The organism is Nocardiopsis sp. MG754419 (genome assembly GCF_018207095.1).
Taxonomy (GTDB): Bacteria; Actinomycetota; Actinomycetes; order Streptosporangiales; family Streptosporangiaceae; genus Nocardiopsis.
The window spans coordinates 1-23,865 of the sequence record NZ_QOCZ01000087.1; the positions used below are offsets into that span (position 1 = coordinate 1).

Annotated in this window: 21 protein-coding genes; 17 read left to right on the forward strand and 4 right to left on the reverse strand. The window is 70.0% G+C overall.

What is annotated here, in order from left to right:
- Positions 1-279 precede the first annotated feature (279 nt).
- Both DSY14_RS17170 and DSY14_RS17175 read right to left on the reverse strand, forming a co-directional pair.
- The gene (locus DSY14_RS17170; protein ID WP_249188033.1) at positions 280-1,530 is read right to left on the reverse strand and encodes an ABC transporter substrate-binding protein; all 1,251 of its coding nucleotides are present in this window, start codon (positions 1,528-1,530) and stop codon (positions 280-282) included.
- A gap of 387 nt (positions 1,531-1,917) precedes the next feature.
- Positions 1,918-2,346, reverse strand: coding sequence for a PaaI family thioesterase (locus DSY14_RS17175; protein ID WP_211717592.1), 429 nt, complete (start codon positions 2,344-2,346; stop codon positions 1,918-1,920).
- A 118-nt stretch (positions 2,347-2,464) separates the two neighbouring features.
- On the opposite strand from DSY14_RS17175, the gene polA reads away from it, so the two are divergent.
- The 3 genes from polA (at position 2,465) to rpsA (ending at position 7,732) form a co-directional block, all read left to right on the forward strand.
- Positions 2,465-5,224: a DNA polymerase I gene (gene polA, locus DSY14_RS17180; protein ID WP_211717593.1), complete on the forward strand. Its 2,760-nt coding sequence runs from the start codon at positions 2,465-2,467 to the stop codon at positions 5,222-5,224.
- Positions 5,225-5,377: 153 nt separating this feature from the next.
- Positions 5,378-5,821: an alternative ribosome rescue aminoacyl-tRNA hydrolase ArfB gene (arfB, locus tag DSY14_RS17185; RefSeq protein ID WP_211717594.1), complete on the forward strand. Its 444-nt coding sequence runs from the start codon at positions 5,378-5,380 to the stop codon at positions 5,819-5,821.
- A gap of 414 nt (positions 5,822-6,235) precedes the next feature.
- Positions 6,236-7,732, forward strand: a complete 1,497-nt coding sequence (rpsA, locus tag DSY14_RS17190) for a 30S ribosomal protein S1 (protein WP_211717595.1) — start codon at positions 6,236-6,238, stop codon at positions 7,730-7,732.
- A 97-nt stretch (positions 7,733-7,829) separates the two neighbouring features.
- Here the strand turns inward: rpsA and DSY14_RS17195 are convergent, their stop codons facing one another.
- Positions 7,830-8,195, reverse strand: coding sequence for an iron chaperone (locus DSY14_RS17195; RefSeq protein ID WP_211717596.1), 366 nt, complete (start codon positions 8,193-8,195; stop codon positions 7,830-7,832).
- 84 nt (positions 8,196-8,279) lie between these two features.
- On the opposite strand from DSY14_RS17195, the gene DSY14_RS17200 reads away from it, so the two are divergent.
- Positions 8,280-8,777, forward strand: coding sequence for a GNAT family N-acetyltransferase (locus tag DSY14_RS17200; protein WP_211717597.1), 498 nt, complete (start codon positions 8,280-8,282; stop codon positions 8,775-8,777).
- Between the two features lie 32 nt (positions 8,778-8,809).
- Positions 8,810-9,412 (forward strand): dephospho-CoA kinase, encoded by a 603-nt coding sequence (gene coaE, locus DSY14_RS17205; protein ID WP_211717598.1) that lies wholly within the window; start codon positions 8,810-8,812, stop codon positions 9,410-9,412.
- A gap of 140 nt (positions 9,413-9,552) precedes the next feature.
- Here coaE and DSY14_RS17210 read toward each other — a convergent pair whose 3' ends face one another.
- On the reverse strand, positions 9,553-10,671 hold the full coding sequence (locus DSY14_RS17210) for a hypothetical protein (RefSeq protein WP_211717599.1): 1,119 nt from the start codon (positions 10,669-10,671) through the stop codon (positions 9,553-9,555).
- A gap of 148 nt (positions 10,672-10,819) precedes the next feature.
- On the opposite strand from DSY14_RS17210, the gene uvrB reads away from it, so the two are divergent.
- From uvrB to DSY14_RS17270, 12 genes are all read left to right on the forward strand, one after another.
- The gene (uvrB, locus tag DSY14_RS17215; RefSeq protein WP_211717600.1) at positions 10,820-12,913 is read left to right on the forward strand and encodes an excinuclease ABC subunit UvrB; all 2,094 of its coding nucleotides are present in this window, start codon (positions 10,820-10,822) and stop codon (positions 12,911-12,913) included.
- Between the two features lie 194 nt (positions 12,914-13,107).
- Positions 13,108-13,554 carry a DUF3060 domain-containing protein gene (locus DSY14_RS17220; protein ID WP_211717601.1) on the forward strand — a complete coding sequence of 149 codons (447 nt, stop codon included), beginning with the start codon at positions 13,108-13,110 and terminating at the stop codon, positions 13,552-13,554.
- 353 nt (positions 13,555-13,907) lie between these two features.
- On the forward strand, positions 13,908-14,903 hold the full coding sequence (locus DSY14_RS17225; protein WP_211717602.1) for a GNAT family N-acetyltransferase: 996 nt from the start codon (positions 13,908-13,910) through the stop codon (positions 14,901-14,903).
- 335 nt (positions 14,904-15,238) lie between these two features.
- Positions 15,239-16,156, forward strand: coding sequence for a hydroxymethylglutaryl-CoA lyase (locus tag DSY14_RS17230; protein WP_211717603.1), 918 nt, complete (start codon positions 15,239-15,241; stop codon positions 16,154-16,156).
- A gap of 633 nt (positions 16,157-16,789) precedes the next feature.
- Positions 16,790-18,430 carry a CTP synthase gene (locus DSY14_RS17235; RefSeq protein WP_211717604.1) on the forward strand — a complete coding sequence of 547 codons (1,641 nt, stop codon included), beginning with the start codon at positions 16,790-16,792 and terminating at the stop codon, positions 18,428-18,430.
- Positions 18,431-18,475: 45 nt separating this feature from the next.
- Positions 18,476-19,135: an NUDIX hydrolase gene (locus DSY14_RS17240; RefSeq protein ID WP_211717605.1), complete on the forward strand. Its 660-nt coding sequence runs from the start codon at positions 18,476-18,478 to the stop codon at positions 19,133-19,135.
- A gap of 62 nt (positions 19,136-19,197) precedes the next feature.
- Entirely contained in the window at positions 19,198-20,178 is a 981-nt protein-coding gene (locus DSY14_RS17245; protein ID WP_211717610.1) for a site-specific tyrosine recombinase XerD, read from the forward strand.
- A gap of 301 nt (positions 20,179-20,479) precedes the next feature.
- Positions 20,480-21,439 (forward strand): ParA family protein, encoded by a 960-nt coding sequence (locus DSY14_RS17250; RefSeq protein WP_211717606.1) that lies wholly within the window; start codon positions 20,480-20,482, stop codon positions 21,437-21,439.
- Positions 21,412-21,906: a hypothetical protein gene (locus tag DSY14_RS17255; RefSeq protein WP_307851257.1), complete on the forward strand. Its 495-nt coding sequence runs from the start codon at positions 21,412-21,414 to the stop codon at positions 21,904-21,906. Before DSY14_RS17250 ends, DSY14_RS17255 begins: the two co-directional genes overlap by 28 nt.
- A 118-nt stretch (positions 21,907-22,024) precedes the next feature.
- Complete coding sequence (locus DSY14_RS17260; protein WP_211717607.1) at positions 22,025-22,885, forward strand: ScpA family protein; 861 nt, start codon at positions 22,025-22,027, stop codon at positions 22,883-22,885.
- Complete coding sequence (gene scpB / locus DSY14_RS17265) at positions 22,882-23,466, forward strand: SMC-Scp complex subunit ScpB (protein WP_211717608.1); 585 nt, start codon at positions 22,882-22,884, stop codon at positions 23,464-23,466. The genes DSY14_RS17260 and scpB overlap by 4 nt, the downstream gene beginning before the upstream one ends.
- Before the next feature lie 101 nt (positions 23,467-23,567).
- The coding region (locus tag DSY14_RS17270; RefSeq protein ID WP_211717609.1) for a hypothetical protein at positions 23,568-23,865 on the forward strand (298 nt) is incomplete at its 3' end.

The following is a 23,865-nucleotide window of genomic DNA, read 5'->3' on the forward strand; positions in this document are numbered from 1 at the left end:
CGTCCGTGTGGGGCCCGTGCCGCCTCGGCGGCGACGTCGTCGCCACGGACGGCGGGGGCGAGGGCCGGTGCCGTGGTCGTCGCGTTCGGGCCGAGCGCTCGGGTGCGTGGCATGGGCGTGGTCACTTCCGTTCGGATATGACGAGGCACGGCGCGCGGGGATGCGGCCGTGCCGTGGGGGAACGACTCCGGGGGTGCGGGGCGGGTGCCCCGCACCCCCGGAGCGGTGTCGTGTCGATGCCGGTGACTCCGCTATCCGGGGAGGCGGCGTCGGGTGGATCTACTCTGCGATCGAGTATTCCTCGTAGCCGGTGACCTCGTGGGTCTCACCGTCGAATCCGAAGATCTCGAAGGTGGCCGACGTCGGGTCGCCGTTGTCGTCGAAGTCGATGTTGCCGCTGGTGCCCTGGTAGTCGATCTCCTCGTCGTCGGCGAGCAGGTCGCGGCACTCACCGAAGGAGAAGCACTCGGTGCCCTCGGGGCGGCTGATCTCCGGAAGGTGCTCGACGTAGACGCTCGGGTCGACCGAGTCGGCGGCCTCGGCGGCCAGGGCGATCGCGGTGACGCAGTCGTAGACCTGCGGGGCGAACTGGAAGACGTCCAGGTCGGGGGCGAACGCGCGGAGCCCCTCGTTGAACTCGGGGTTGTCCGCACCCGGGGCGATGCCGGTGATGCCGTCGACGATGGACGGGTCGTCCTCGTTGACGGTGGTGCCCAGGTCCGGGCTGTTGAGGCCGTCGGTGATGTAGAGCTGGTCGCCTCCGACACCGCTCTCCAGCAGCTCGGCGATGACCTGGCCGCCCTCCTCGAAGGAGATGAGGGCGATCGCGTCGGGGTCCTCGTTGTTGACGGCGTTGACGACGCTGTCGAAGTTGGTGGCGTCGGGGTCGTAGGTCTCGGTCAGGGCGACCTCGGCGCCGAGGGCCTCGAGCTCGTCCTGGACGGCCTGCAGGTAGCCGTTGCCGTAGTCGTCCGCGCGGGCGACGATGGCGACGCTGGTCTGGTTGTTGTTGACGATCTCGCGCGCCATGACCGGACCGGACATCAGGTCGCTGGGGGCGGTACGGAAGTAGTAGCCGCCGTCGTCGATGTCGGTGAGGTCGGGCGCGGTGTTGGAGCCCGAGCACTGGACGATCTCGGCACCGGTGACGGTGTCGTAGATCGCCTGGGTCATACCCGAGGCGGCGGCGCCGATGACGGCGTTGACGTCGCTGTTGACGAGGCTGTTGGCGGCCTCGTTGGCCTGGGCGCCGTCGGCGGCCTCGTCACCCTCGACGATGTCGGGGACCTCGGTGCCGAGGATGCCGCCGGCGTCGTTGATCTCGGAGATCGCGTACTCGGCGGCGGTGATCTGCGGCGGGCCGAGGAAGGCGAGCGCGCCGGTCTGCGGGTAGATGATGCCGAAGGTGAACTCTTCACCCGCGGAATCGCCGCCGCCGTTGCCGCCGTCGTCGCCGTTGCCACACGCGGTCAGCCCCAGCACTAGGGCCGCGGTCGCGGCAGTGAGTCCTAGGACCTTCTTGCTTGCCATGATCGTGGTCACTCCGTTCAACCGGCGGTGCACTGACTGCGTGGTGCAGCCGTGCCGATGATGCAGATGCGTCCTGATGTCCGCGAAGTGTGGCATGACTTAATCAGGAGCTTTAGTGGAGCTTAATCATGGAAGTTCCACCCCGGGAAGCGGGAGACGGGGGTTGCGTCCGACTCGCTTTCATGCCGTTATGAAGCTGTGGTCAAGGAGAGGCCTCTTGGTCCTGGATTCTGGACGAATGTGACCGTTATCGGTCGCGCGGTTGCAATCTGTCATGACCGTTCGGCATGACGGGGCCCGACCGTCGAACCGTTTCCACCGGGCGGCCTGGTCAGGCGACGGTCGGGCGGTGGCTGCGGATCCGCCGCGCGGCGGACGCTCCGGGGCTCAGTTCGCGGGGGCCTCGCGCAGCATGCAGGTCAGGCGCGCCGTGCACACCTTCTTGCCCGCGTCGTCGGTGATGGTGATGTCCCACGTGGCGAGTGTGCGGCCCAGATGCACCGGGGTGGCCACGCCGGTGACGTGTCCCTCGGTGACGGAGCGGTGGTGGGTCGCGTTGATCTCGATCCCCACGGCGACGCGGCCGAACGCGTGCGCGTGGACGGTGGAGCCGATCGACCCCAGGGACTCGGCGAGGACGCACGAGGCGCCGCCGTGCAGCAGACCGAAGGGTTGGCGGTTGCCCTCGACCGGCATACGGCCCACGACACGCTCGGGAGTGGCCTCGGTGACCTCGATGCCCATGGTCTCCAGAAGACCGCCGGTGAGCGCTCCGGACTCCAACAGTTCCTTCAGTTCCTGGGCCTGCGTGCTCATTGTGGTGCCTTCCGATCCGGTCAGGTGGCCTCGTACCCGGTCGAACCTCCCGGACACGAGGCCGTGTTCCCGCGGCGATGGCCACGGAGTGTCCGCAGCGCATCCTAAGATTTCCCCTGTGGTGACCAAGCGAGAGACCCCCGAACAGACAGCCCCGGCCGACGGCGGACGCCCCCGCCTGCTCCTTCTGGACGGCCACTCGATGGCCTTCCGCGCGTTCTTCGCGTTGCCCGTCGAGAACTTCGGTACGAGTACCGGGCAAGCGACCAACGCCGTGTACGGGTTCGCCTCCATGTTGGTGAAGCTGTTGCGCGACGAGGAGCCCACGCACGTCGCGGTGGCGTGGGACCTGTCGGGCCCCACGTTCCGGGACGAGGAGTACGACGGGTACAAGGGGGGCCGTTCGGAGACACCGCCGGAGTTCCCCTCCCAGGTGCCGCTGACCCAGGACCTGATGCGGTTGATCGGGGTGGCCAACCTGTCCGCCCCCGGGTTCGAGGCGGACGACGTCATCGCCACGCTCGCCCACCAGGGGGGCGAGGCGGGTATGGAGGTGCTCATCGCCTCCGGTGACCGGGACGCCTTCCAGTTGGTCACCGAGGACTGCACGGTGCTCTACCCGGGCAAGAGCCTGTCGGACCTGCGCCGGATGGACCCGGCCGCGGTCGAGGACAAGTACGGCGTGACGCCCGAGCGGTACCGGGACCTGGCCGCGCTCGTGGGCGAGAAGGCGGACAACCTGCCGGGTGTGCCGGGGGTGGGCCCCAAGACCGCCGCGAAGTGGATCGCCAAGTTCGGGTCCCTGGAGGCCCTGGTGGAGCGGGCCGACGAGGTCACGGGCAAGGCGGGCCAGAACTTCCGGGACCACCTGGCCGACGTGCTGCGCAACCAGCGGCTCAACCGGTTGGTCACCGACGTCCCCCTGGACATGGAGGTGGGCGCTCTCGGGCTGGGCGAGACCGACCGGGCCGGGGTGGACGCGCTCTTCGACAACCTGGAGTTCGCCTCCAACCTGCGCGACCGCCTGTACGCGGTGGTGCGCACCGCCGAGTCCGCCGAGGATGGGGACTCCCACGCCTCCGGTGAGGGCTTCGAGGTGGAGGTGACCGCCGCCGACACGGGCGAGGTCGCCGCCTGGCTCACCGCGCACGCCTCCGCCGAGGGTGTCACCGCCCAGGCCCCGGCCGGGGTGGCCCTGGAGGCCACCTGGGGGCGTGGCACCGGGCGGGTGGACGCGCTCGCGATCACCGTGGCGGGCGGTGCCTCGCTGTACGTGGATCCCACGCGGCTGGACGGTGCCGACCACGAGGCGCTGGCGGCCTTCCTCGCCGACGCCGACCGCCCCAAGGTGGTGCACGAGTACAAGGGCGCGCTCCTGGCCCTGGGCGCCCACGGGTGGACCCTGGGCGGAGTGGTCAGTGACACCGCCTTGGCCGCCTACCTCGTGCAGCCGGGGCAGCGCAGGTTCGACCTCACCGACCTGACCCGCAAGTACCTGGGTCGGGAACTGGAGGAGGACACCGACGGCGACCAGCTCAGCCTCGACCTGGGGGAGCAGGGCGACGGTGGGCGCGGGCGCGTGACGGCCGTGCGCGCCGCGGCCACCCGTGACCTGGCGGTGGTGCTCGCCGCGGAACTGGACAAGCGCGGTGGCGCGCACCTATTGCGCGAGGTGGAGTTGCCGCTGGTGGACGTGCTGGCGCGGATGGAGCGGGCCGGGATCGCCGCCGACCGCCCCTACCTGGAGGAGCTTCAGGGGGAGTTCGCCTCCGCGGGTCGCGCCGCGGTGGCGCGGGCGCACGAGATCGTGGGCCGTGAGTTCAACCTGGGTTCGCCCAAGCAGTTGCAGCAGGTGCTGTTCGAGGACCTGGAGCTGCCGAGGACCAAGAAGATCAAGACCGGCTACACCACCGACGCCGACGCGTTGGCGTGGCTGGCCCTGCAGACCGACAACGAGCTTCCCGGGGTGCTGCTGCACCACCGCGACCAGACCAAGCTGCGCACCACGGTCGAGGGTCTGATCAAGACGATCGCGGACGACGAGCGGATCCACACCACCTTCAACCAGACGGTGGCGGCGACCGGGCGGCTCAGCTCCACCGACCCCAACCTGCAGAACATCCCGGTGCGCACCGACGTGGGGCGTCGGATCCGGCGGGCGTTCGTCGTGGGCGAGGGCTTCGAGGAGCTGCTGACGGCGGACTACAGCCAGATCGAACTGCGGATCATGGCGCACCTGTCCGGGGAACAGGCGCTGATCGACGCGTTCAACAGCGGCTACGACTTCCACGCGCAGATGGCCTCGCAGGTGTTCGGCATCGAGGTGGACGAGGTCGACGGCGAGGCGCGTTCCAGGATCAAGGCCATGAGCTACGGCCTGGCCTACGGGCTGAGCGCCTACGGGCTCTCCCAGCAGTTGGGGATCGCCCCGGACGAGGCCAAGAAGCTCATGGAGGACTACTTCGCGAGCTTCGGCGGGGTGCGCGACTACCTCAACGAGGTGGTGGAGCAGGCTCGAAAGGTGGGGTACACCGAGACGATCCTGGGGCGGCGCCGGTACCTTCCGGACCTGACCAGCGACCAGCGACAGCGTCGCGAGATGGCCGAGCGCATGGCGCTCAACGCGCCCATCCAGGGGTCGGCGGCCGACATCATCAAGGTGGCCATGCTCCAGGTGGACGCCGCGCTGACCGAGGGCGGGCACGACTCCCGGGTCCTGCTGCAGGTGCACGACGAACTCGTGGTGGAGGTCGCGCCGGGCGAGCGCGAGGCGGTCGAAAACCTCGTGACGCACGAGATGGGGTCCGCCTATGATCTGCAGGTCCCGCTGGGCGTCTCGGTCGGCAGCGGGCAGAACTGGCACGACGCCGCGCACTGAGCCGCCCCGGGCCGAGGCCGCGTTCCGATGGCGGACGCCGGCTGGGGCCGGACCCTCGTGGTCCGCGGTGCTCCCGCCGGCGTCCGAACGGACGATCCCGTGCGACGGGGTCGATGACGACGGGTCCTCGACGACCCAGGAGAGGTGAGAACGGTGGCCGGGCAGGACGAGACCACGAAGGGTCTGGCCGTGGGGCCCGTGACCGTTCCCGCGGACGCCTTGACATGGCGGTTCTCGCGGTCCTCGGGGCCGGGAGGTCAGCACGTCAACACCTCCGACACCCGGGTGTCGCTGTCGTTGGACGTGGCCTCCTGCGCCGCCCTGGGGGCGACCCGCCGGGCGCGGGCCCTGGAACGGCTCCAGGGGAGGCTGGTCGACGGCGTGCTGACGGTGTCGGCGCAGACCCACCGGTCGCAGGCGCGCAACCGGGCGGAGGCCAGGGAGAAGCTGGCGGCGGTGCTGGCGGAGGCGATCGCGCCTCCGCCGCCCGAGCGGCGCCGACGCCGTCCGTCCAAGGGGGCGGCGCGGCGTCGTGTGGAGGCCAAGCGGCAGCGGGGCGCGGTCAAACGCGCCCGATCGCGCCCTCCGATGGACTGACGGCGCAGGTTTTTTCGGAAGGTTCCGCGTACGGTTCGGCGAGGTGCGGGCTACGGGTCGGTAAGCGCGGTCGGACATGCGACGCCGCCTAGTTGATCTTGGCCACTGTGCTCCTGTAAATTGCGGCCATTATGGCCTTCGCCGGGTCGGTGGCCCTCGGTTCCGATTGACCAGGACGCCCTTGTCTCATATTCTGGCCTGAGCGTTGTGGGTTCGTGCGTGCGTCTGTCGTCTCCGTAGGGGGCGAAGGGTTGCACCGCATCGGTCTCCACTCTGGACCCGGTAGTCGGCGGTCACGGACGGCTCGTTCCGTGCATGTGGCCCTGCTTCTTGCTTCTGGACGACGGATCGAACAGCCCGATCCCGCGGCGTGCCCATTTCCTGTTCCTGTCCGTATCCGGAGTCCACCCACAAATGACGAGCAGCACCGAGGCCACCTCGACACCCCAGGTAGCGGTCAACGACATCGGGTCCGAGGAAGCCTTCCTCGCGGCGATCGACGAGACCATCAAGTACTTCAACGACGGTGACATTGTCGAGGGCACCATCGTGAAGGTCGATCGAGACGAGGTCTTGCTCGACATCGGTTACAAGACCGAAGGTGTCATCCCCTCCCGGGAACTGTCGATCAAGCATGACGTCGATCCCGGCGAGGTCGTTGCCGTCGGCGACCAGGTCGAAGCCCTCGTTCTCCAGAAGGAGGACAAGGAAGGCCGTCTGATCCTGTCCAAGAAGCGCGCTCAGTACGAGCGGGCCTGGGGCACGATCGAGAAGATCAAGGAAGAGGACGGCGTCGTCACCGGCACCGTCATCGAGGTCGTCAAGGGTGGTCTCATCCTCGACATCGGCCTGCGCGGCTTCCTGCCCGCCTCCCTGGTCGAGATGCGCCGTGTGCGCGACCTGCAGCCCTACGTGGGCCGTGAGCTCGAAGCCAAGATCATCGAGCTGGACAAGAACCGCAACAACGTGGTCCTGTCCCGTCGCGCCTGGCTCGAGCAGACGCAGTCCGAGGTGCGCCAGACGTTCCTCAACACCTTGCAGAAGGGCCAGATCCGCAAGGGCGTCGTCTCTTCGATCGTCAACTTCGGTGCCTTCGTGGACCTGGGTGGCGTCGACGGCCTGGTGCACGTCTCCGAGCTCTCCTGGAAGCACATCGACCACCCGAGCGAGGTCGTCGAGGTGGGCCAGGAGGTCACCGTCGAGGTTCTCGACGTGGACATGGAGCGCGAGCGCGTCTCCCTGTCGCTCAAGGCGACCCAGGAAGACCCGTGGCAGCAGTTCGCCCGGACCCACCAGATCGGCCAGGTCGTTCCCGGCAAGGTCACCAAGCTGGTTCCGTTCGGTGCGTTCGTGCGCGTCGAGGAGGGCATCGAGGGCCTGGTCCACATCTCCGAGCTGGCCGAGCGCCACGTCGAGGTGCCCGAGCAGGTCGTCCAGGTCGGCACCGAGATCTTCGTCAAGATCATCGACATCGACCTCGACCGCCGTCGCATCAGCCTCTCGCTGAAGCAGGCCAACGAGGCCGTCTCGCCCGACCAGGTGGACTTCGACCCCACTCTGTACGGCATGGCCGCGGACTACGACGAGCAGGGCAACTACAAGTACCCCGAGGGCTTCGACCCCGAGTCCGGCGAGTGGCTCGAGGGCTTCGAGGCTCAGCGGGACGAGTGGGAGCGCAGCTACGCCGAGGCGCAGGCTCGTTTCGAGGCTCACCGCAAGCAGGTCGAGGAGGCGCGTGCGGCCGAGGCCGACGCCGCCAACGCTCCTGCTCCGGAGGAGGAGGACGAGTACACCGGTGGCGGTCAGAGCACCGGCACCTCCACCGGCTCCGACTCCGGCAGCAGCGGCGCCCTGGCCTCCGACGAGGCCCTGGCCGCTCTGCGCGAGAAGCTCGCGGGCGGCGAGGCCTAGGCCTTCTCCGCCGGGCTCCGGCCCGAGTGACGGTTGTTCGAGGGGCCGTCCCCATCACGGGGGCGGCCCCTCGCCGTGTGCCGGGGGCCGGGCACGATCAGCAGACCGGGCCGGGGCCCGCGGCGACGGCCCGGAGCAGGTCCCGGACCAGGTCGGTGTCGATGTCCTCGGGACGGCGGAAACGCAGACACCCCTTGCCCCGGTCGTGGCCGGCGAGCCGGTCGGCGAAGGCCGCGATGACGTCCTCACGCAGCACGTAGATCGACACGTACCGTTTCTGCAGCGCGAATCCGGCGCTCACGGTGCCGTCGCGCCGATAGGTGGGCATCCCGTGGGCCATCACCTCCGCGAACCCGCCGAGCTCGCTCCGGAACAGGTCCCGTAGACCCTCCATGGCCGCCCGATGGGCGTCCGGGATCTCCGCCAGGTAGTGGTCGACGTCGTCGGCCTCGCTGCTCACCATGGGTCGAGAGTACGCCCACGTCGCTTCGAGGCCCTAGGGTGCGTGTGTACCCCCGAGGGGACGGGGACCGCACAAGGAGGCGACGTGTTCGACATCCACCCGGCCACCGTGGAGGACGCGGGGGAGCTGTTCACCCTCCAGCGTGCCGCCTACGTCGACGAGGCGCAGGCCTACGGGGACCCCTTCATCCTCCCGCTCACCGAGGGCCTGTCCCGGGTGGAGCGTCAGCTCACCGCCGACGACTCCCTGGTCCTCAAAGCGGTGGTCGGTCACCGTTCGGTGGGGGTGGTCCGCGCCGTGACCACCGGTACCACCGGGGTGGTGGGGCGGCTGGCCGTCGCCCCCGACATGCGCCGACGGGGGATCGCGCGTGCCCTGATGACCCGGGTCGAGGAGGAGCTGCGGCTGCGGCACCCGGACCTGGCCGCGCTGACGCTGTTCGCCGGGGCGCAGAACACCACCGAGCAGCGCCTGTACCGGAGGCTGGGGTACGCCGAGACGCACCGGGAGCGTGTCGCCGACCACCTGGTGATGGTGCACATGCGCAAGGAACTGGACCAGGTCACGGCGGGGTCGGTGTGAGGACGGGACGGCGCGGCCTCTAGGGTGCGGACATGCTGAAAGTGGGACTCACCGGCGGGATCGGTTCGGGCAAGAGCGCGGTGTCGGCCGCGCTGGCCTCCTACGGGGCCGTGGTCATCGACGCCGACGCTCTGGCTCGGGAGGTGGTGGAACCGGGCACGCCCGGACTGGCCGAGATCGTCGCGGAGTTCGGGGAGAACGTGCTCACCCCCGACGGTCGGCTGGACCGGCCGGCCCTAGGGGAAGTGGTGTTCGCCGACGAGTCCCGGCTGGCGCGGCTCAACGCCATCGTCCACCCGAAGGTGGGTGAGCGCAGTGGCCGGTTGATGGAGGAGGCGCTGGCCTCGGGCGTGGAGATCGTGGTCTACGACGTTCCCCTGCTGGTGGAGAACGGCCTGGAGTCGCTCTACGACGTGGTGGTCGTGGTCGACGCCCCCGACGAGGCCAGGGTGGAACGGGTGGCCCGTGACCGCGGCATGCCGCGCGAGCAGGTGCGGGCCCGCATCGCCGCCCAGGCCGACCGCGAGACGCGGCTGGCCGCGGCCGACGTCGTGGTGGACAACTCCGGGACGCGGGACGACCTGGCCGAACGGGTCGCCGGCCTGTGGGCCGAGCTCGGAGAACGCGCCGGCTAGGGCCTGGCCTCTCAGGGCCCGCGCTGCGCGTCGGCGCCTGTCGGGGTGCGCGGCGGCGTGGCGGGCACCCACGGCACCCGCGGTGGGAGGGCGCGTTCCTCACGATCCCACCGGCCACCCCTGCTCGGGTCCCGAGGGACTCACGCGGGATCCTCCGGACCCGGGTCCTCCGGGGAGGGCGCGTCGTCCATCGCCCGGGACAGGAAGGTCCCGGCCTGGACGGCCTCGCGGACCAGTTCCTCGCGGACGCTGTGCGCCGCGCGCACGCTCAGCATGCTTGAGTCGAGTTCCTCGGTGGGCGAGGGGTCCTGACCGGAGGTGAGGGCCAGATCGGCGTAGTCCGCGGCCCGGTCGGCGATCTCCTGGCACTGTTCCCACTCGTAGTGGGCGATGACGGCGGCGTGGACGCGTTCGCCGTAGGCGGCCAGTTCGTCGACGCGTTGTGCCAGGGCCCGGTGCGCCCGGGCCACGGCTTCGGTCTGCGGTTCCAGGGCCCGGGTGACCTGGTCGGAGACGGCGTCCTTGCGGCGTTGGAGGAGTTCGCGGCGTAAGGAGCGTAATCGGAGCAGTTCCTGGGAGAGCCGCCACTCCTCCTCGCGTAACAGGGGCAGGGTCCGGGAGGCGTCGAAGGAGCCGCCGAGGACACGACGACCCTCCTCCACCCGGTCGGTGGTCTGCTGCAGCCGTGTGAACAGGTGGGCTTCGGGCTCCTCGCGCCGACCGGCGAACGCGGAGGGGCGGCCGAAGTCCTCGGGTAGGACGTACCTGCCATGGTGTTCGGCGGCCAGACGGGCGGTCATCCCCGGGCGCATGATCGCGGCGCCCCCGGCGGCGCCGGTGGTGAGGAAGAGCGCGGCCAGGGCCGGGTCGCCGGGGAGGCCGGAGCCGAGGACGCCGGAGAGGACCCAGTGGGCGCCGAGGACCCCGGCGATCGAGGTGGGCAGCGCCCAGAAAGCGTGCATGATGAGGTCGGGCCAGTCGTCGGAGACGCTGCCCCTTCGGGAGATCAGTCCGAGCAGGAGCAGGGTGCCGCCCAGGGACAGCAGGACCATGAGCGGGACGGCCAGGGACTCCACGAGGAGGGCCAGGACACCGGCGGAGGTGGTCCCCAGCAGGAGGGCCAGCGCGCTCTCCCGCCAGGTGGGATGCCCGGGCGGTGGTTGGGAGGCGGGTATGAGCCGGTCGCTATGGGCGCGCAGCCGTTCGATGACGCTGTCGGGAAGAGCTGGATCGAAGGTGGGCCTAGAAGGATGGGACACGGCGTGTACCTCACTTGTCGGGCACTTCTCGCTCACTTCGATGGTAACGCGGTGCGACCGTCCGGGGCAGGGATGTCAGAGGTGGTCTGTAGCGTTGGGACAAGGGGACGGACGGGCGGTCCGTGGTTCGACGGAGGATTGAGGCCTAGTGAGACCGGTCAGCGACATCAAACGCAGTGAGGCCCCGTTCGAGGTCGTCTCGGAGATGACCCCCGCGGGAGACCAGCCGAGCGCGATCGCGCGGATCAGTGAACGGGTACGGGACGACGAACGGCACACGGTGCTGTTGGGAGCGACCGGTACCGGTAAGACGGCGACGGTGGCGTGGACGGTGGAGCAGCTCCAGCGGCCGACGCTGGTGATGCAGCCGAACAAGACGCTGGCCGCGCAGTTCGCGAACGAGTTGCGGCAGATGATGCCGAACAACGCGATCGAGTACTTCGTCTCGTACTACGACTATTACCAGCCCGAGGCGTACGTCCCCCAGAGCGACACCTACATCGAGAAGGACTCGTCCATCAACGACGAGGTGGAGCGGCTGCGGCACTCGGCCACCAACTCGCTGCTCACCCGGCGCGACACCATCGTGGTCGCCTCGGTCTCGTGCATCTACGGTCTGGGCACGCCCCAGGAGTACGTGGACCGGATGGCGCAGTTGGCGGTCGGCATGGAGGTCGACCGGGACGACCTGCTGCGGCGGTTGGTGGAGATGCAGTACGCCCGCAACGACATGGCTTTCACTCGCGGCACGTTCCGGGTGCGCGGGGACACCATCGAGATCATCCCGGTCTACGAGGAGCTGGCGATCCGCATCGAGATGTTCGGTGACGAGGTCGAGCGGCTGCTGACGCTGCACCCGCTCACCGGAGAGGTCCTGGGCGAGAGCCAGGAGATGTTCATCTTCCCCGCCTCGCACTACGTGGCCGGCGAGGAGCGCACCGAACGGGCCATCACCTCGATCGAGGCGGAACTGGGCGAGCGTCTGGCCGAGCTGGAGGGTCAGGGCAAGCTCTTGGAGGCGCAGCGACTGCGCATGCGCACCACCCACGACCTGGAGATGATGCGGCAGCTGGGGACCTGTTCGGGGATCGAGAACTACTCGCGGCACTTCGACGGTCGTGAGCCGGGCAGCGCGCCGAACACGCTCCTGGACTACTTCCCCGAGGACTTCCTGCTGGTCCTGGACGAGTCGCACGTGACGGTCCCGCAGGTCGGCGCGATGTACGAGGGCGACGCGGCGCGCAAGCGCACCCTGGTCGACCACGGCTTCCGTCTGCCGTCGGCGTTGGACAACCGGCCGCTCAAGTGGGAGGAGTTCACCGAGCGGATCGGGCAGTCGGTGTACCTGTCGGCCACCCCGGGCAAGTACGAGCTGCGTCAGAGCGGCGGTGAGGTGGTCGAGCAGGTGATCCGCCCGACCGGCCTGGTGGACCCGGAGGTGTTGGTCAAGCCCACCGACGGGCAGATCGATGACCTGGTGCACGAGATCCGGGAGCGGGCCGAGCGGTCCGAGCGGGTTCTGGTGACCACGCTCACGAAGAAGATGGCCGAGGACCTGACCGACTACTTCGCGGAGTTGGGGATCCGGGTCCGGTATCTGCACAGCGAGGTGGACACGCTCCGACGGGTGGAGCTGCTGCGCGAGCTGCGTGTGGGCGAGTTCGACGTGCTCGTCGGCATCAACCTGCTGCGCGAGGGCCTGGACCTGCCCGAGGTGTCGCTGGTGGCCATCCTGGACGCGGACAAGGAGGGTTTCCTGCGTTCGGAGACCTCGCTGATCCAGACCATCGGTCGTGCGGCGCGTAACGTGGCCGGTCAGGTCCACATGTACGCCGACAACACGACGGACTCCATGCGGGCGGCGATCGAGGAGACCAACCGGCGCCGGGACAAGCAGTTGGCCTACAACGCCGAACACGGCATCGACCCGACCCCGCTGCGCAAGCAGATCGCCGACATCCTGGACACCCTCAACCGCGAGGACGTGGACACCGAGGAGCTCATGTCGACCGGGTACCGGCAGGGGCAGAAGAACGCCAAGGCGCCGGTGCCGGCCCTGGGAGAGAAGGCCGACGTGGCGAACATGCCGCGGGCGGAACTGGCCGGGCTCATCGAGCAGCTCAGTGAGCAGATGCACCAGGCGGCGACGGACCTTCAGTTCGAGCTCGCGGCCAGGCTGCGTGACGAGATCGGTGAGTTGAAGCGCGAACTCCGCGGCATGGACGCGGCCGGGGTGCAGTGACCGCAAGGGCGTTCGTCGGGCGGGTGCACCCGCCCGACGAACGCCCGCGGGATCCCGTGGCAGACCCCCTTCATCGGTCTCGGTAAGGAAACGATCACAGAACGCTTGGGTCGCACAGTTACCTGAGCGTGACATAGTCTTGGGCTTCACCCAAGGGGTATGTCCTGATTGCCGTTTTCTGTTGGGGGAGTTCCATGACCGGTCGGGTGCTCATAGGTGTGGGGGGCGTGGTGCTGCTGGGCTCCCTGGTGGCCGGCTGTGGGGCGGACCGGGATTCTCCGGAGGAGATCGACCCCGCCCACGGGGCGGAGCAGGGGCAGGGGCACGACGCCGCCACCGAACCCGAGGGCAACGTCATCGACGACGAGGTGATCCGCGTGGTCGACGACGAGGCGGACGTGCGGGTCGACTGTGCCGAACGTGAGGTCGTGGTCACCGCGGACCGCGCCACCGTCGTTCTCGACGGGGCCTGCGGTGTGGTGCGCGCCACCGGTCGCGGCTCGGTCGTCGAGATCGGCAGCGCCGAGAAGATCGTCCTGGCGGGCGTGGACAACGAGATCACCTTCGCCGAGGGTGACCCCGAGGTGATCAACCAGGGGCGCAACACGACCGTCAACGCGTCCGGCGACGCCGAGGGCTGAGCCGTCCCCGCCCCGGGATCCCCTGTGGCGCAGGCGACTTCGTGTCGGTGGATTCACCGACCCGCCACCCGAGAGTGACCTTCGATCCGTTACCGTGGAGCGCGTTCACCCGCTCGCGCGGGCGCGGCGCACGAAGGGCGGTGCCGGTCGGCGCCGGACCTTCACCCGGTTCGCCGGTTCCGTGTACCGAGGCACCGATAAGGCGGTACGGTCGTTCTGGTCTCCACGAAGCCGGTATGTCCGCGATGTGGGCGCGATGACCGTGGGGCGATGCGGTGCGACGGCACCAGCCGCCCGGACCGCGCGAGGACCGAGGGTGTTCGCTTGACAGGAACCCGCTAGGGGAGGGGTGGATGAGCGGTTATGTCGCACGGGTGCGACATGATGAGTCGCCCGGGGGCGACATCGGACTCGACCCGTTGGTGCGTTCGGCCGCCCAACGTTGGGCGGAGTCGGACCCCCTGCTGCCCGAACCCGTGGGGTTCGCCCCCAACTCCTACCCGCTCCTGACCGTCAGCGACGAGGATGGTCACACCGTCGCCGCGGGCAGCATGCACTACACCTGGTACCAGCCGGGTGAGGTCGGTCGGATCTGGGGCGTTCCCGACCAGCACTGGCTCACCCCCATCGTCGGTGGCCCCGAGCCCGGCCGCGCGCTGGACTCGCTGCTCACCAGTTGGCGCGACCAGTTGGAGGACCTGCCCACCGGTACCGGTTCGGAGTCCGCCGCCCTGGTCAGCTGGCCGGCCCGTGACGTCGCGGGGATCATCCCGCTGCAACGCCACGGCCTACAGCCCTACACCGTGCTCGCGGCGCGTCAGCGCCGCCGGGGGGTGCCGCCGTCGCTGCCACCGCGCGACGTGGCCATCCGCCTCGCCGACATCAGCGACCTGACCCAGGTGGTCGGTCTGTTGATGGAGGAGCACCGGTACGAACAGAACTTCGGTGGCGTGTTCCTGCAGCCCGACACCGCCGAACAGACCCGTGAGGTCGCGGCGCGGGCGCTCAACCGCTCGCGCTCGTGGATCTGGTTGGCCGAACGCCGGGGCCGCGCCGTCGGACTGCTCTGGGTGTCGCCGCCCGAACGCTCGCGCTGGGCCAAGTCGCTCGTGCGGGCCCGCCCGATCGCGCACATCGGCTACGGGGTCGTGACCGCCGCCGAGCGCGGCCACGGGATCGGCACCGCCCTGGTCAGCCAGGCCCACCAGGCCCTGGACAGCCACGGGGTGGGGGTGTCGGTGCTCAACTACGCGGCGATGAACCCGTTGTCGGGGCCGTTCTGGCACCGCATGGGCTACCGCCCGGTGTGGACCACCTGGGAGGTCCGGCCCGCGCTGGCCCTGCGCTGACCCCGCACCCGGTCACCGGCGCGGGGAGCACCCTCACGGGGCGGGGAACGGCCGCGTTCCCGCCCCCGGTGACGAGGCTCACGAAGCCCCTCGACTAGCCTGAGCCCCGGGGCCTCCGCCGGTTGCCTCGGGCCGTTGCGCGAACGCCCGGTGGCGCGGCGGGAACCGTCGGGACCGTGGGTGGGTCGGCTCGTTCCTCGCGCGCCCACCGTCGATCCCTCCGTGGGTCCACGGTGAACACGCTTCGCCGAGGCCCCGACGGAAGAACGCCCCCTGTGGTGCGACAGAGCAAGGCCTGGGCGCGCGAGCGCGACGGTGCCTGAGAGGTGGATCCGATGACCGACCGTGGGCCCGAGGGCGGCGAGCACGTGGAGATCGTGGAGGTGGGTCCGCGCGACGGTCTCCAGAACGAGGCCACCGTGCTGTCGGTCGAGGATCGGATCACACTGATCGACCGCGCGGTCGACGCGGGGGTGCGGCGGATCGAGGCGGTCAGCTTCGTCAACCCCAAGCGGGTGCCGCAGATGGCCGGGGCCGAGGAGATCATGGCCGGGGTCCGACGCGAACCCGGGGTCTCGTTCATCGGTCTGGCGCTCAACCGACGTGGCCTCGACCGCGCCCTGGCCGCGGGGGTGTCCGAGGTCAACGTCGCCGTGCCGGCCACCGACGGGTTCTGCGTCCGCAACCAGGGGTGCACGGTCGACGAGATGCTCGACGCCCTCACGGACATGGACAGGGCCCTCCAGGGCACCGGTGTACCGCTGAGCGTCACCGTGTCCACGGCCTTCGGGTGCCCGTTCGACGGGGAGGTCGCCCCCGAGCGGGTCGCCGAGGTCGTGCGCCGGATCGCCGACACGAGCGCCGTGGAGATCGCGCTGGCCGACACCATCGGGGTCGGGGTGCCCTTCCAGGTCCGCGAGCTGCTGCGCCGGACCGCCGAGGTCGCGCCCGGGCGGACCCTGCGCTGCCACTTCCACAACACCCGCAACACCGGCTACGCGAATGCGCTGGCCGCCGTGGAGGAGGGGGTGCGGGTGCTCGACTCCAGCCTCGGCGGGTTCGGCGGCTGCCCCTTCGCTCCGGCGGCCACCGGCAACATCGCCACCGAGGACCTGCTGTACCTGCTGCACCGCAGCGGCCTGCGCACCGGTGTGAGCCTGACCGAGGCGGCGGCCCTGGGCGACTGGATGGGTGAACGCCTCGACAAGGCCCCGCCCGCGTACCTGGGCCGGGCCCGGGGTTTCCCGGCCTGACCCGCACCGGTGGCCACCGCTGTGCGGCTCGGGGCCTCCGCCGCGCTTCGGCCCGTGTCCGGACGTCTGACGGCGGCGCGGGAGCCTTCGGGACTTTCGGGGCGGGCCCGTTCCTCGCGATCCCACCCAAGGGCCCTCCCCGGGTCGCGGAGAGCAGGCCCACGGGCACCCGAACGCACATCCCCCACGGTGCGGTCCAGCGCGCCCACGCGACCCCTCTGAGGGGGAGGAGCCGCCTGGCCCCAGAGCCGCCCGTGTTCCACCCCTCGGCCCCCAGGGGCGAGGATCACTTCGCGCCCGCGGTGTCCTCGGCACCGAGTGCGGCATTCGGGGGAGGACGGTAGCGTTCCTTCCGTCCGATGCTCGGTGTTGCCTTCGCCACCCGGCCGGCGGGGCCGACACGCGAGAGTGCCGCAGCACCGGCCCTTGTCGGTGATCGCGCAGGTGGTGATGGGGAACAGTGCGGCGTGGGGAGACGTTCCCCGGTGTGGGCGAACGGAGGGCCTGTTATCCTGGTGCCCCGTGGAGTCCTACGTGCTGGAACGGCATCGCCGCCGCTCGGACCCGGACCACCGCACGGCCGCTCGGCTCGTTTGAGCCCGCCGTAGCCACTCACACCACGGGAGCAACACTTTGGCATCCGCCGCGACCACCAAGCACCTTTTCGTTACCGGCGGCGTCGCCTCCAGTCTCGGCAAGGGCCTGACCGCCTCCAGCCTGGGCCGACTCCTGAAGTCGCGGGGCCTGCGGGTCACCATGCAGAAGCTGGACCCCTACCTCAACGTCGACCCGGGGACGATGAACCCCTTCCAGCACGGCGAGGTCTTCGTCACCGACGATGGCGCCGAGACCGACCTGGACGTGGGCCACTACGAGCGTTTCCTGGACGTGGAGCTGTCCGCGTCGGCCAACGTCACCACCGGCCAGATCTACTCCAGCGTCATCGCCAAGGAGCGGCAGGGCGCCTACCTCGGTGACACCGTGCAGGTCATCCCGCACATCACCAACGAGATCAAGTCGCGCATCTACGCGATGGACGCCCCCGACGTCGACATCGTCATCACCGAGATCGGCGGCACCGTCGGCGACATCGAGTCGCAGCCCTTCCTGGAGGCGGTCCGCCAGATCCGCCACGAGATCGGCCGGGAGAACTGCTTCTTCCTGCACGTGTCCCTCATCCCGTTCCTCGGCCCGTCCGGGGAGATGAAGACCAAGCCCACCCAGCACTCGGTCGCCGCCCTGCGCAGCATCGGTATCCAGCCCGACGCCATCGTGTGCCGCTCGGACCGGCCCATCACGCAGAGCCTCAAGTCCAAGATCAGCCTCATGTGCGACGTGGACGAGGCCGGCGTGGTCTCCACCCCCGACGCCCCCTCCATCTACGACATCCCCAAGGTGCTGCACCGCGAGGGTCTCGACGCCTACGTCGTGCGCCGCCTGGGCATGCCCTTCCGCGACGTGGACTGGACCGAGTGGGATGAGCTGCTGCGCCGTGTGCACCAGCCCGACCACGAGGTCACCATCGCCATGGTCGGCAAGTACATCGACCTGCCCGACGCCTACCTGTCGGTCAGCGAGGCCCTGCGCGCCGGTGGGTTCGCCACCGAGACCCGGGTGAACATCCGCTGGGTGGCCAGCGACAACTGCGCCAGCCCCTCGGGCGCGGCCGCCGAGCTGGACGGCGCCGACGGCATCCTCATCCCCGGCGGCTTCGGTGTGCGCGGTATCGAGGGCAAGCTCGGCGCCATCCGCTACGCCCGTGAGAACGGGCTCCCGCTGCTGGGCATCTGCCTGGGCCTGCAGGGTCTGGTCATCGAGTACGCCCGCAACGTGCTGGGGCTGGAGGGTGCCAACAGCCTGGAGTTCGACGACAAGGCCGTCGACGCCGTCATCGCCACCATGGCCGACCAGGAGGACGTGGTCGCGGGTGACCGCGACATGGGCGGCACCATGCGTCTGGGCCTGTACCCGGCCGAGCTGGGCGAGGGCACCCTGGTCCGTGACCTCTACGACGGTCGGGAGCAGGTGTCCGAGCGTCACCGGCACCGCTTCGAGGTCAACAACGCCTACCGGTCCGACCTGGAGAAGGCGGGTCTGGTGTTCTCCGGGCTCTCTCCCGATGGCAAGCTGGTGGAGTACGTGGAACTGCCCCGGGACGTCCACCCGTTCTTCATCGCGACGCAGGCGCACCCGGAGCTGCGGTCCCGTCCGACCAACGCCCACCCGCTCTTCCGCGGGCTCGTCTCCGCTGCTCTGGAGCACAAGGAGTCCTGAGCGGGCACGGTCGGTCGGCGGGGCCCGAGCCTGGAGAGGGGCCGCATGACCGACCGGGTCGCAAACGAGACGACGGGGGCGTACGCGCGGGTCGCGGACGCCCCCGAGTCGTGGCCGGTGGAACGCTCCGAGGAGCGGTTCCGCGGGGCCAAGTGCGGCATGCGCACGGACTGGGTGGAGATGCCCGGGGCCGCTGGTGTCGGTCGCACCGTCGCCGCCCGTGACTACATGGACCACCCGGGTGCCGCGGCGATCGTGGCTCTGGACGAGCGGGGCCGTGTGCTGTTGCTGCGCCAGTACCGGCACGCCACCGGGCACACCCTGTGGGAGCTGCCCGCGGGCCTGCTGGACGAGGTGGGGGAGGGGCCACTGGCCACCGCCCGCCGGGAACTGCTGGAGGAGGCGGGACTGCGCGCGGCCACCTGGCACACGTTGCCCGACTTCTTCCCCAGCACCGGTTTCTCCAACGAGCGCATCCACGTGTTCCTCGCCCGGGACCTGACCGAGGTGCCCGAGGAGGAGATCGACTTCGTGCGCGAGCACGAGGAGACCGACCTGGCCGCCGAGTGGCTGCCGTTGGAGGACGCGGTGCGCGCCGTGCTCGACGGTCGGTTGCACAACGGTGCGACGCTCATCGGGGTCCTGGCGACGCACGCCGCGGTGGGGGACGGGTTCGCGTCGCTGTCCGTGGCCCTCGACCACTGAACCGGGGGAGGACCGTGACCGGATCCGCGCAGGAGACGCCGCGCCCCGGACGCCCCGGTGACCTGGACGAGGAGGTCGAGCGGGGGCCCCTGGGGCGGGCCCGCGCGGCCTTCCTCGACCACCTGAACGCCGAGCGGGCGCTGGCCGTCAACACGCTCTCCGCCTACCGGCGCGACCTGCGCCGGTACGTGGAGTACCTGCACGCCTCCGGCGTGGCCGATCTGGGGGAGGTGTCCGCCGGTCGGGTGGGCGGCTTCCTCACGGTTCTTCGGCAGGGGGACGAGGACCACGCGCCGTTGAGCGCCGCCTCGGCCGGACGCACACTGGCGGCGGTGCGCGGACTCCACCGCTTCGCGGTGCGGGAGGGGTGGGCGGCCGCCGACCCCGCCGTGGAGGTGGCGCCGCCCGCCCCGCCCCTGCGTCTGCCCAAGGCGATCCCCCTGGAGGCGGTCGAACGCCTTCTGGGAGCGGCGGGCCCGGACGAGGCACCGGCCTCCGACTCCCGCGCCGATCTGCTGTCCCTGCGCGACCGCGCCCTGGTGGAGTTGCTCTACGGCACCGGCGCACGTGTGTCGGAGGCGGTGGGGTTGGACGTGGACGACGTCGCCGAGGCTCTGGAGGCCCGCGACCGGGCCGGGCTGGTGCGCTTCCGCGGCAAGGGCGGCCGGGAACGTCTGGTGCCGCTCGGCTCGCACGCGCGGCGGGCGCTGGGCGGCTACCTGACCAGAGCACGGCCGACCCTGGCCGGTTCCGGCCGTGGCGGGCCCGCGCTGTTCGTCAACGCACGCGGTGGACGCCTGACCCGGCAGGGCGGATGGGCACTGCTGGCTGCGGTGGCCGCACGCGCCGGGGTGGAGGGGATCTCCCCGCACACCCTGCGCCATTCCTTCGCCACCCACCTGCTCGACGGCGGGGCCGACCTCCGTGTGGTGCAGGAACTGCTCGGGCACAGTTCGGTCACCACGACGCAGGTGTACACGCTCGTGACCGTGGAGCGGCTGCGCGAGGTGTACGCGGCCAGCCATCCGAGGGCGCGACGGTGAGCTCCGACGCGTGCGCGGGATCACGCGGCTGAGGCCCGGGCGTGCGCGATCGGGCCGAGAGCAGGGTGTCTGGTGTGTACCCTTCTCCTACGAGAAGGAAGGGTACGTGCGGGCAGGCCCCCTGGGCACGCACGGCGACGAATACTCGTCGGATCATGTTGAAGTGCGCCGTGTCGCCGTTCTAGAGTCGCCGCACGAAGGTACGTTGCTGTCGACATATTGAGTTTCCGACGGCGGTCAGTCGTGGAGACATCAAGAGTCCCATCGGGCCGTGGCCGGTCCGTAGGGGAGGTCAAGGGTTGTGAACTGGTCGGAGTACGGCGAGGCGGCGAACATCGCACCCGTCGGCGGGGAGGGACTCGCCGACCCGGTGAACAACCCCTGGGGGACGACACGCAACACGGGGGCGGATCTGCACACCAAGAGACCGGAACGCACGTATCCGGAGCCAGCGCCGTTGGACGAGCACGGCCCGGCACGGATTGTAGCACTCTGTAACCAGAAGGGCGGGGTCGGTAAGACCACCACCACCATCAACCTCGGCGCCGCCATCGCCGAGTACGGCAGACGGGTGCTGCTGGTCGACTTCGACCCGCAGGGTGCGCTGTCGGTGGGGCTGGGCCGTCTGGATCCGCGCGAGCTGGATCTGACCGTGTACAACTTGCTCATGCAGCGGGACGTGACGGTCGAGGACGTCCTGCTCAAGACGGACATCGACGGTCTCGACCTCATTCCGAGCAACATCGACCTGTCCGCCGCCGAGGTGCAGTTGGTCGGCGAGGTGGCCCGTGAGCAGATGCTCGGTCGCGCGCTGCGTCCGGTCATCAACGACTACGACGTCATCCTCATCGACTGCCAGCCGTCGTTGGGCCTGCTCACCGTCAACGCGTTGACCGCGGCCGACGGTGTCATCGTGCCGCTGGAGTGCGAGTTCTTCGCGCTGCGCGGTGTCGCCCTGCTGATGGACACCATCCAGAAGGTCCAGGAACGCCTCAACGAGGACCTGGTCATCGACGGTTTCCTCGGGACCATGTACGACCCGCGCACCCTGCACGCCCGCGAGGTGCTGTCCACCATCGTGGACGGGTTCGGCGACAAGGTCTATGGGACGGTCATCAACCGCACCGTGCGCTTCCCGGACGCCACCGTGGCGGGCGAACCCATCACCAGGTTCGACTCGTCCTCGGCCGGGGCCAACGCCTATCGTGCTCTGGCCAAGGAGGTGCTGGCGAGGTGGCCTCTCAGCGGTCACGGCGCGTGACGCTGCCCGGGGCGGACGAGTTGTTCTTCCGCCCCTCCGGTCCCGAACCGGAACTGCCGGAGACCGATCACCGGCACCAGGTACCGGAACAGCAAAGACACGAATCGACCGAGGTCTCCTCGCCGAAGCGCGCACGCGGAACGAACGGTTCCGACGATGCCCGGGGCTCCGAGAGCACCAAGGGTGCCAAGAGCGCGAAGGGCACGAAGGGCGCCGCTCGCGGCTCCAAGATCGTCCGTGGGGCGCCCGCGCCCAGCGGACGTCAGCGCCACGACGAGAAGATCACCGTCTATGTCTCCGGACCCGAACTGCTCGCCCTGGAGCAGACCCGGCTGTCGCTGCGGGCCGAACACGGCCTGTCGGCCGACCGGGGCCGTCTCGTCCGTGAGGCGGTGGCGGTACTGCTGGCCGACTTCGAGGAGCATGGATCGAGCAGCATGCTGGTACGCCGGCTGAGCGAGGACTGACACAGGTGGAGGGCCCGGGTCGCCCGCTGGGGGAGCGGTCGACCCGGGCTCGTCCTGTCACCGGGTGGTCCCGGTCGGTGCCACCCTTGTTCCATGTGTGAAACGACGTGGGTTCGTCATGGTGACTGACCGGGAGGGTGCCGCCCCGGCCGGCGGCGACGTCGACGGTGTCGACGAGAACGCCTTCCAGGTGCACCTGGACAACTTCGAGGGCCCCTTCGACCTGCTCCTCGGGCTGATCTCCAAGCACAAGCTGGACATCACCGAGGTCTCGCTGTCGCAGGTCACCGACGAGTTCATCGCGCACATTCGCGCGCACGAGGGTGGTTGGGACCTGGACCAGGCCAGCAACTTCCTGCTGGTGGCCGCCACCCTGCTGGACCTGAAGGCGGCCCGGCTGCTGCCCCGCGGCGACGTGGAGGACGAGGCCGACCTGGCGCTCCTGGAGGCCCGGGACCTGCTGTTCGCCCGGCTGCTCCAGTACCGTGCCTACAAGGAGGTCGCCTCCTACATGCGGGACCGGCTGGCCACCCAGGGCCGCCGCTACGCCCGCGCGGTCCCGCTGGAGGAACGGTTCGCCGGCATGCGCCCGGACGTGCTGTTCAAGCTCGGCCCGCAGGAGTTCGCCGCCCTCGCCGGGAAGGTGTTCACCCCCAAGGAACCGCCGAGTGTGCCGGTCACCCACATCCACCAGACCAAGACCTCCGTGCGGGAGCAGGGGGAGCTCATGGTCGCGGAACTGCGCGAGCACGGACGTTTGACGTTCGCCGAACTGACGGTCGGTTGCACCGGTACCTTCGAGATCGTCGCGCGTTTCCTGGCCCTGCTGGAGCTGTACCGTGCCTCCAACGTGGGTTTCGACCAGCCCGAGCCGCTCGGTTCGCTGCTGGTGACCTGGACCGGGGGCGAAGGCGAGGTCGAGGTGGAGAGCGATTACGACGAGGCGGAGGCCACCGCCGACACGGGGGAGGGGACATGACCGCGGAACACACGCTCGCACAGGACGAGGCACCGCCCACGCTGCGCCGTGACCTGGAGGCCGTCCTGATGGTCGTGGACCAGCCCGTGTCCGAGTACGATCTGGCCCGGGCCCTGGACGTTCCCCTCGATGTGGTCATCCGCACCCTGGAGGACCTGTCCCGGGAATACACCGAACAGGGTCGCGGTTTCGACCTACGGGCGGTGGCCGAGGGGTGGCGTGTGTACACGCGCCCCGAGTGCGCCGACATCGTCGAGCACTTCCTCAAGGAGGGGCAGGAGGTGCGGCTCACACAGGCCGCCCTCGAGACGATGGCGGTGGTCGCCTACCGCCAACCGGTCTCCCGGGGCAGGGTCTCCGCCGTGCGCGGGGTCAACTGCGACGGAGTCATGCGTACCCTCGTACTGAGGGGCCTGATCGAAGAGACCGGTCACGACCCCGAGTCCGGTGCGCTGTTGTACCGGACCACTTCCTATTTCCTGGAACGGCTGGGCCTGCGCGGCCTCGACGAGTTGCCCGATCTGGCACCGTTCCTCCCCGACGACATCGAAGGTCTTGACGACACCGGTGAGCACAACTGACAACGAACGTCCCCGCGGTGAGCGGCGCGACGGACACGCCCCGCGCGGTGAGCGCGGCGACCATGACGACCGCGGCGGCCGAGGCCGTCGCCCCCACCAGAGTGACGACCGCCGGGGTGGCGGACGCAACGACCGAGACCGTCGCGACGACCGCCGGGGTGGCGGACGCTTCGACCGCGACGATCGTGACCGTGGCGGGTTCCGGGGAGATCGGGACCGCCGTGACGACCGACGTGGCGGCGGAGGCCGCTACGACCGTGATGACCGACCGCGCCGCGATGACCGTGATCGCGGCGGTTTCCGTGGCCGCGACGATCGTCGTGACGACCGTGGTGGTCGTTCCTTCGAGCGTCGTGATGACCGTGGTGGTCGTTCGCACGAGCGTCGGGATGATCGCGA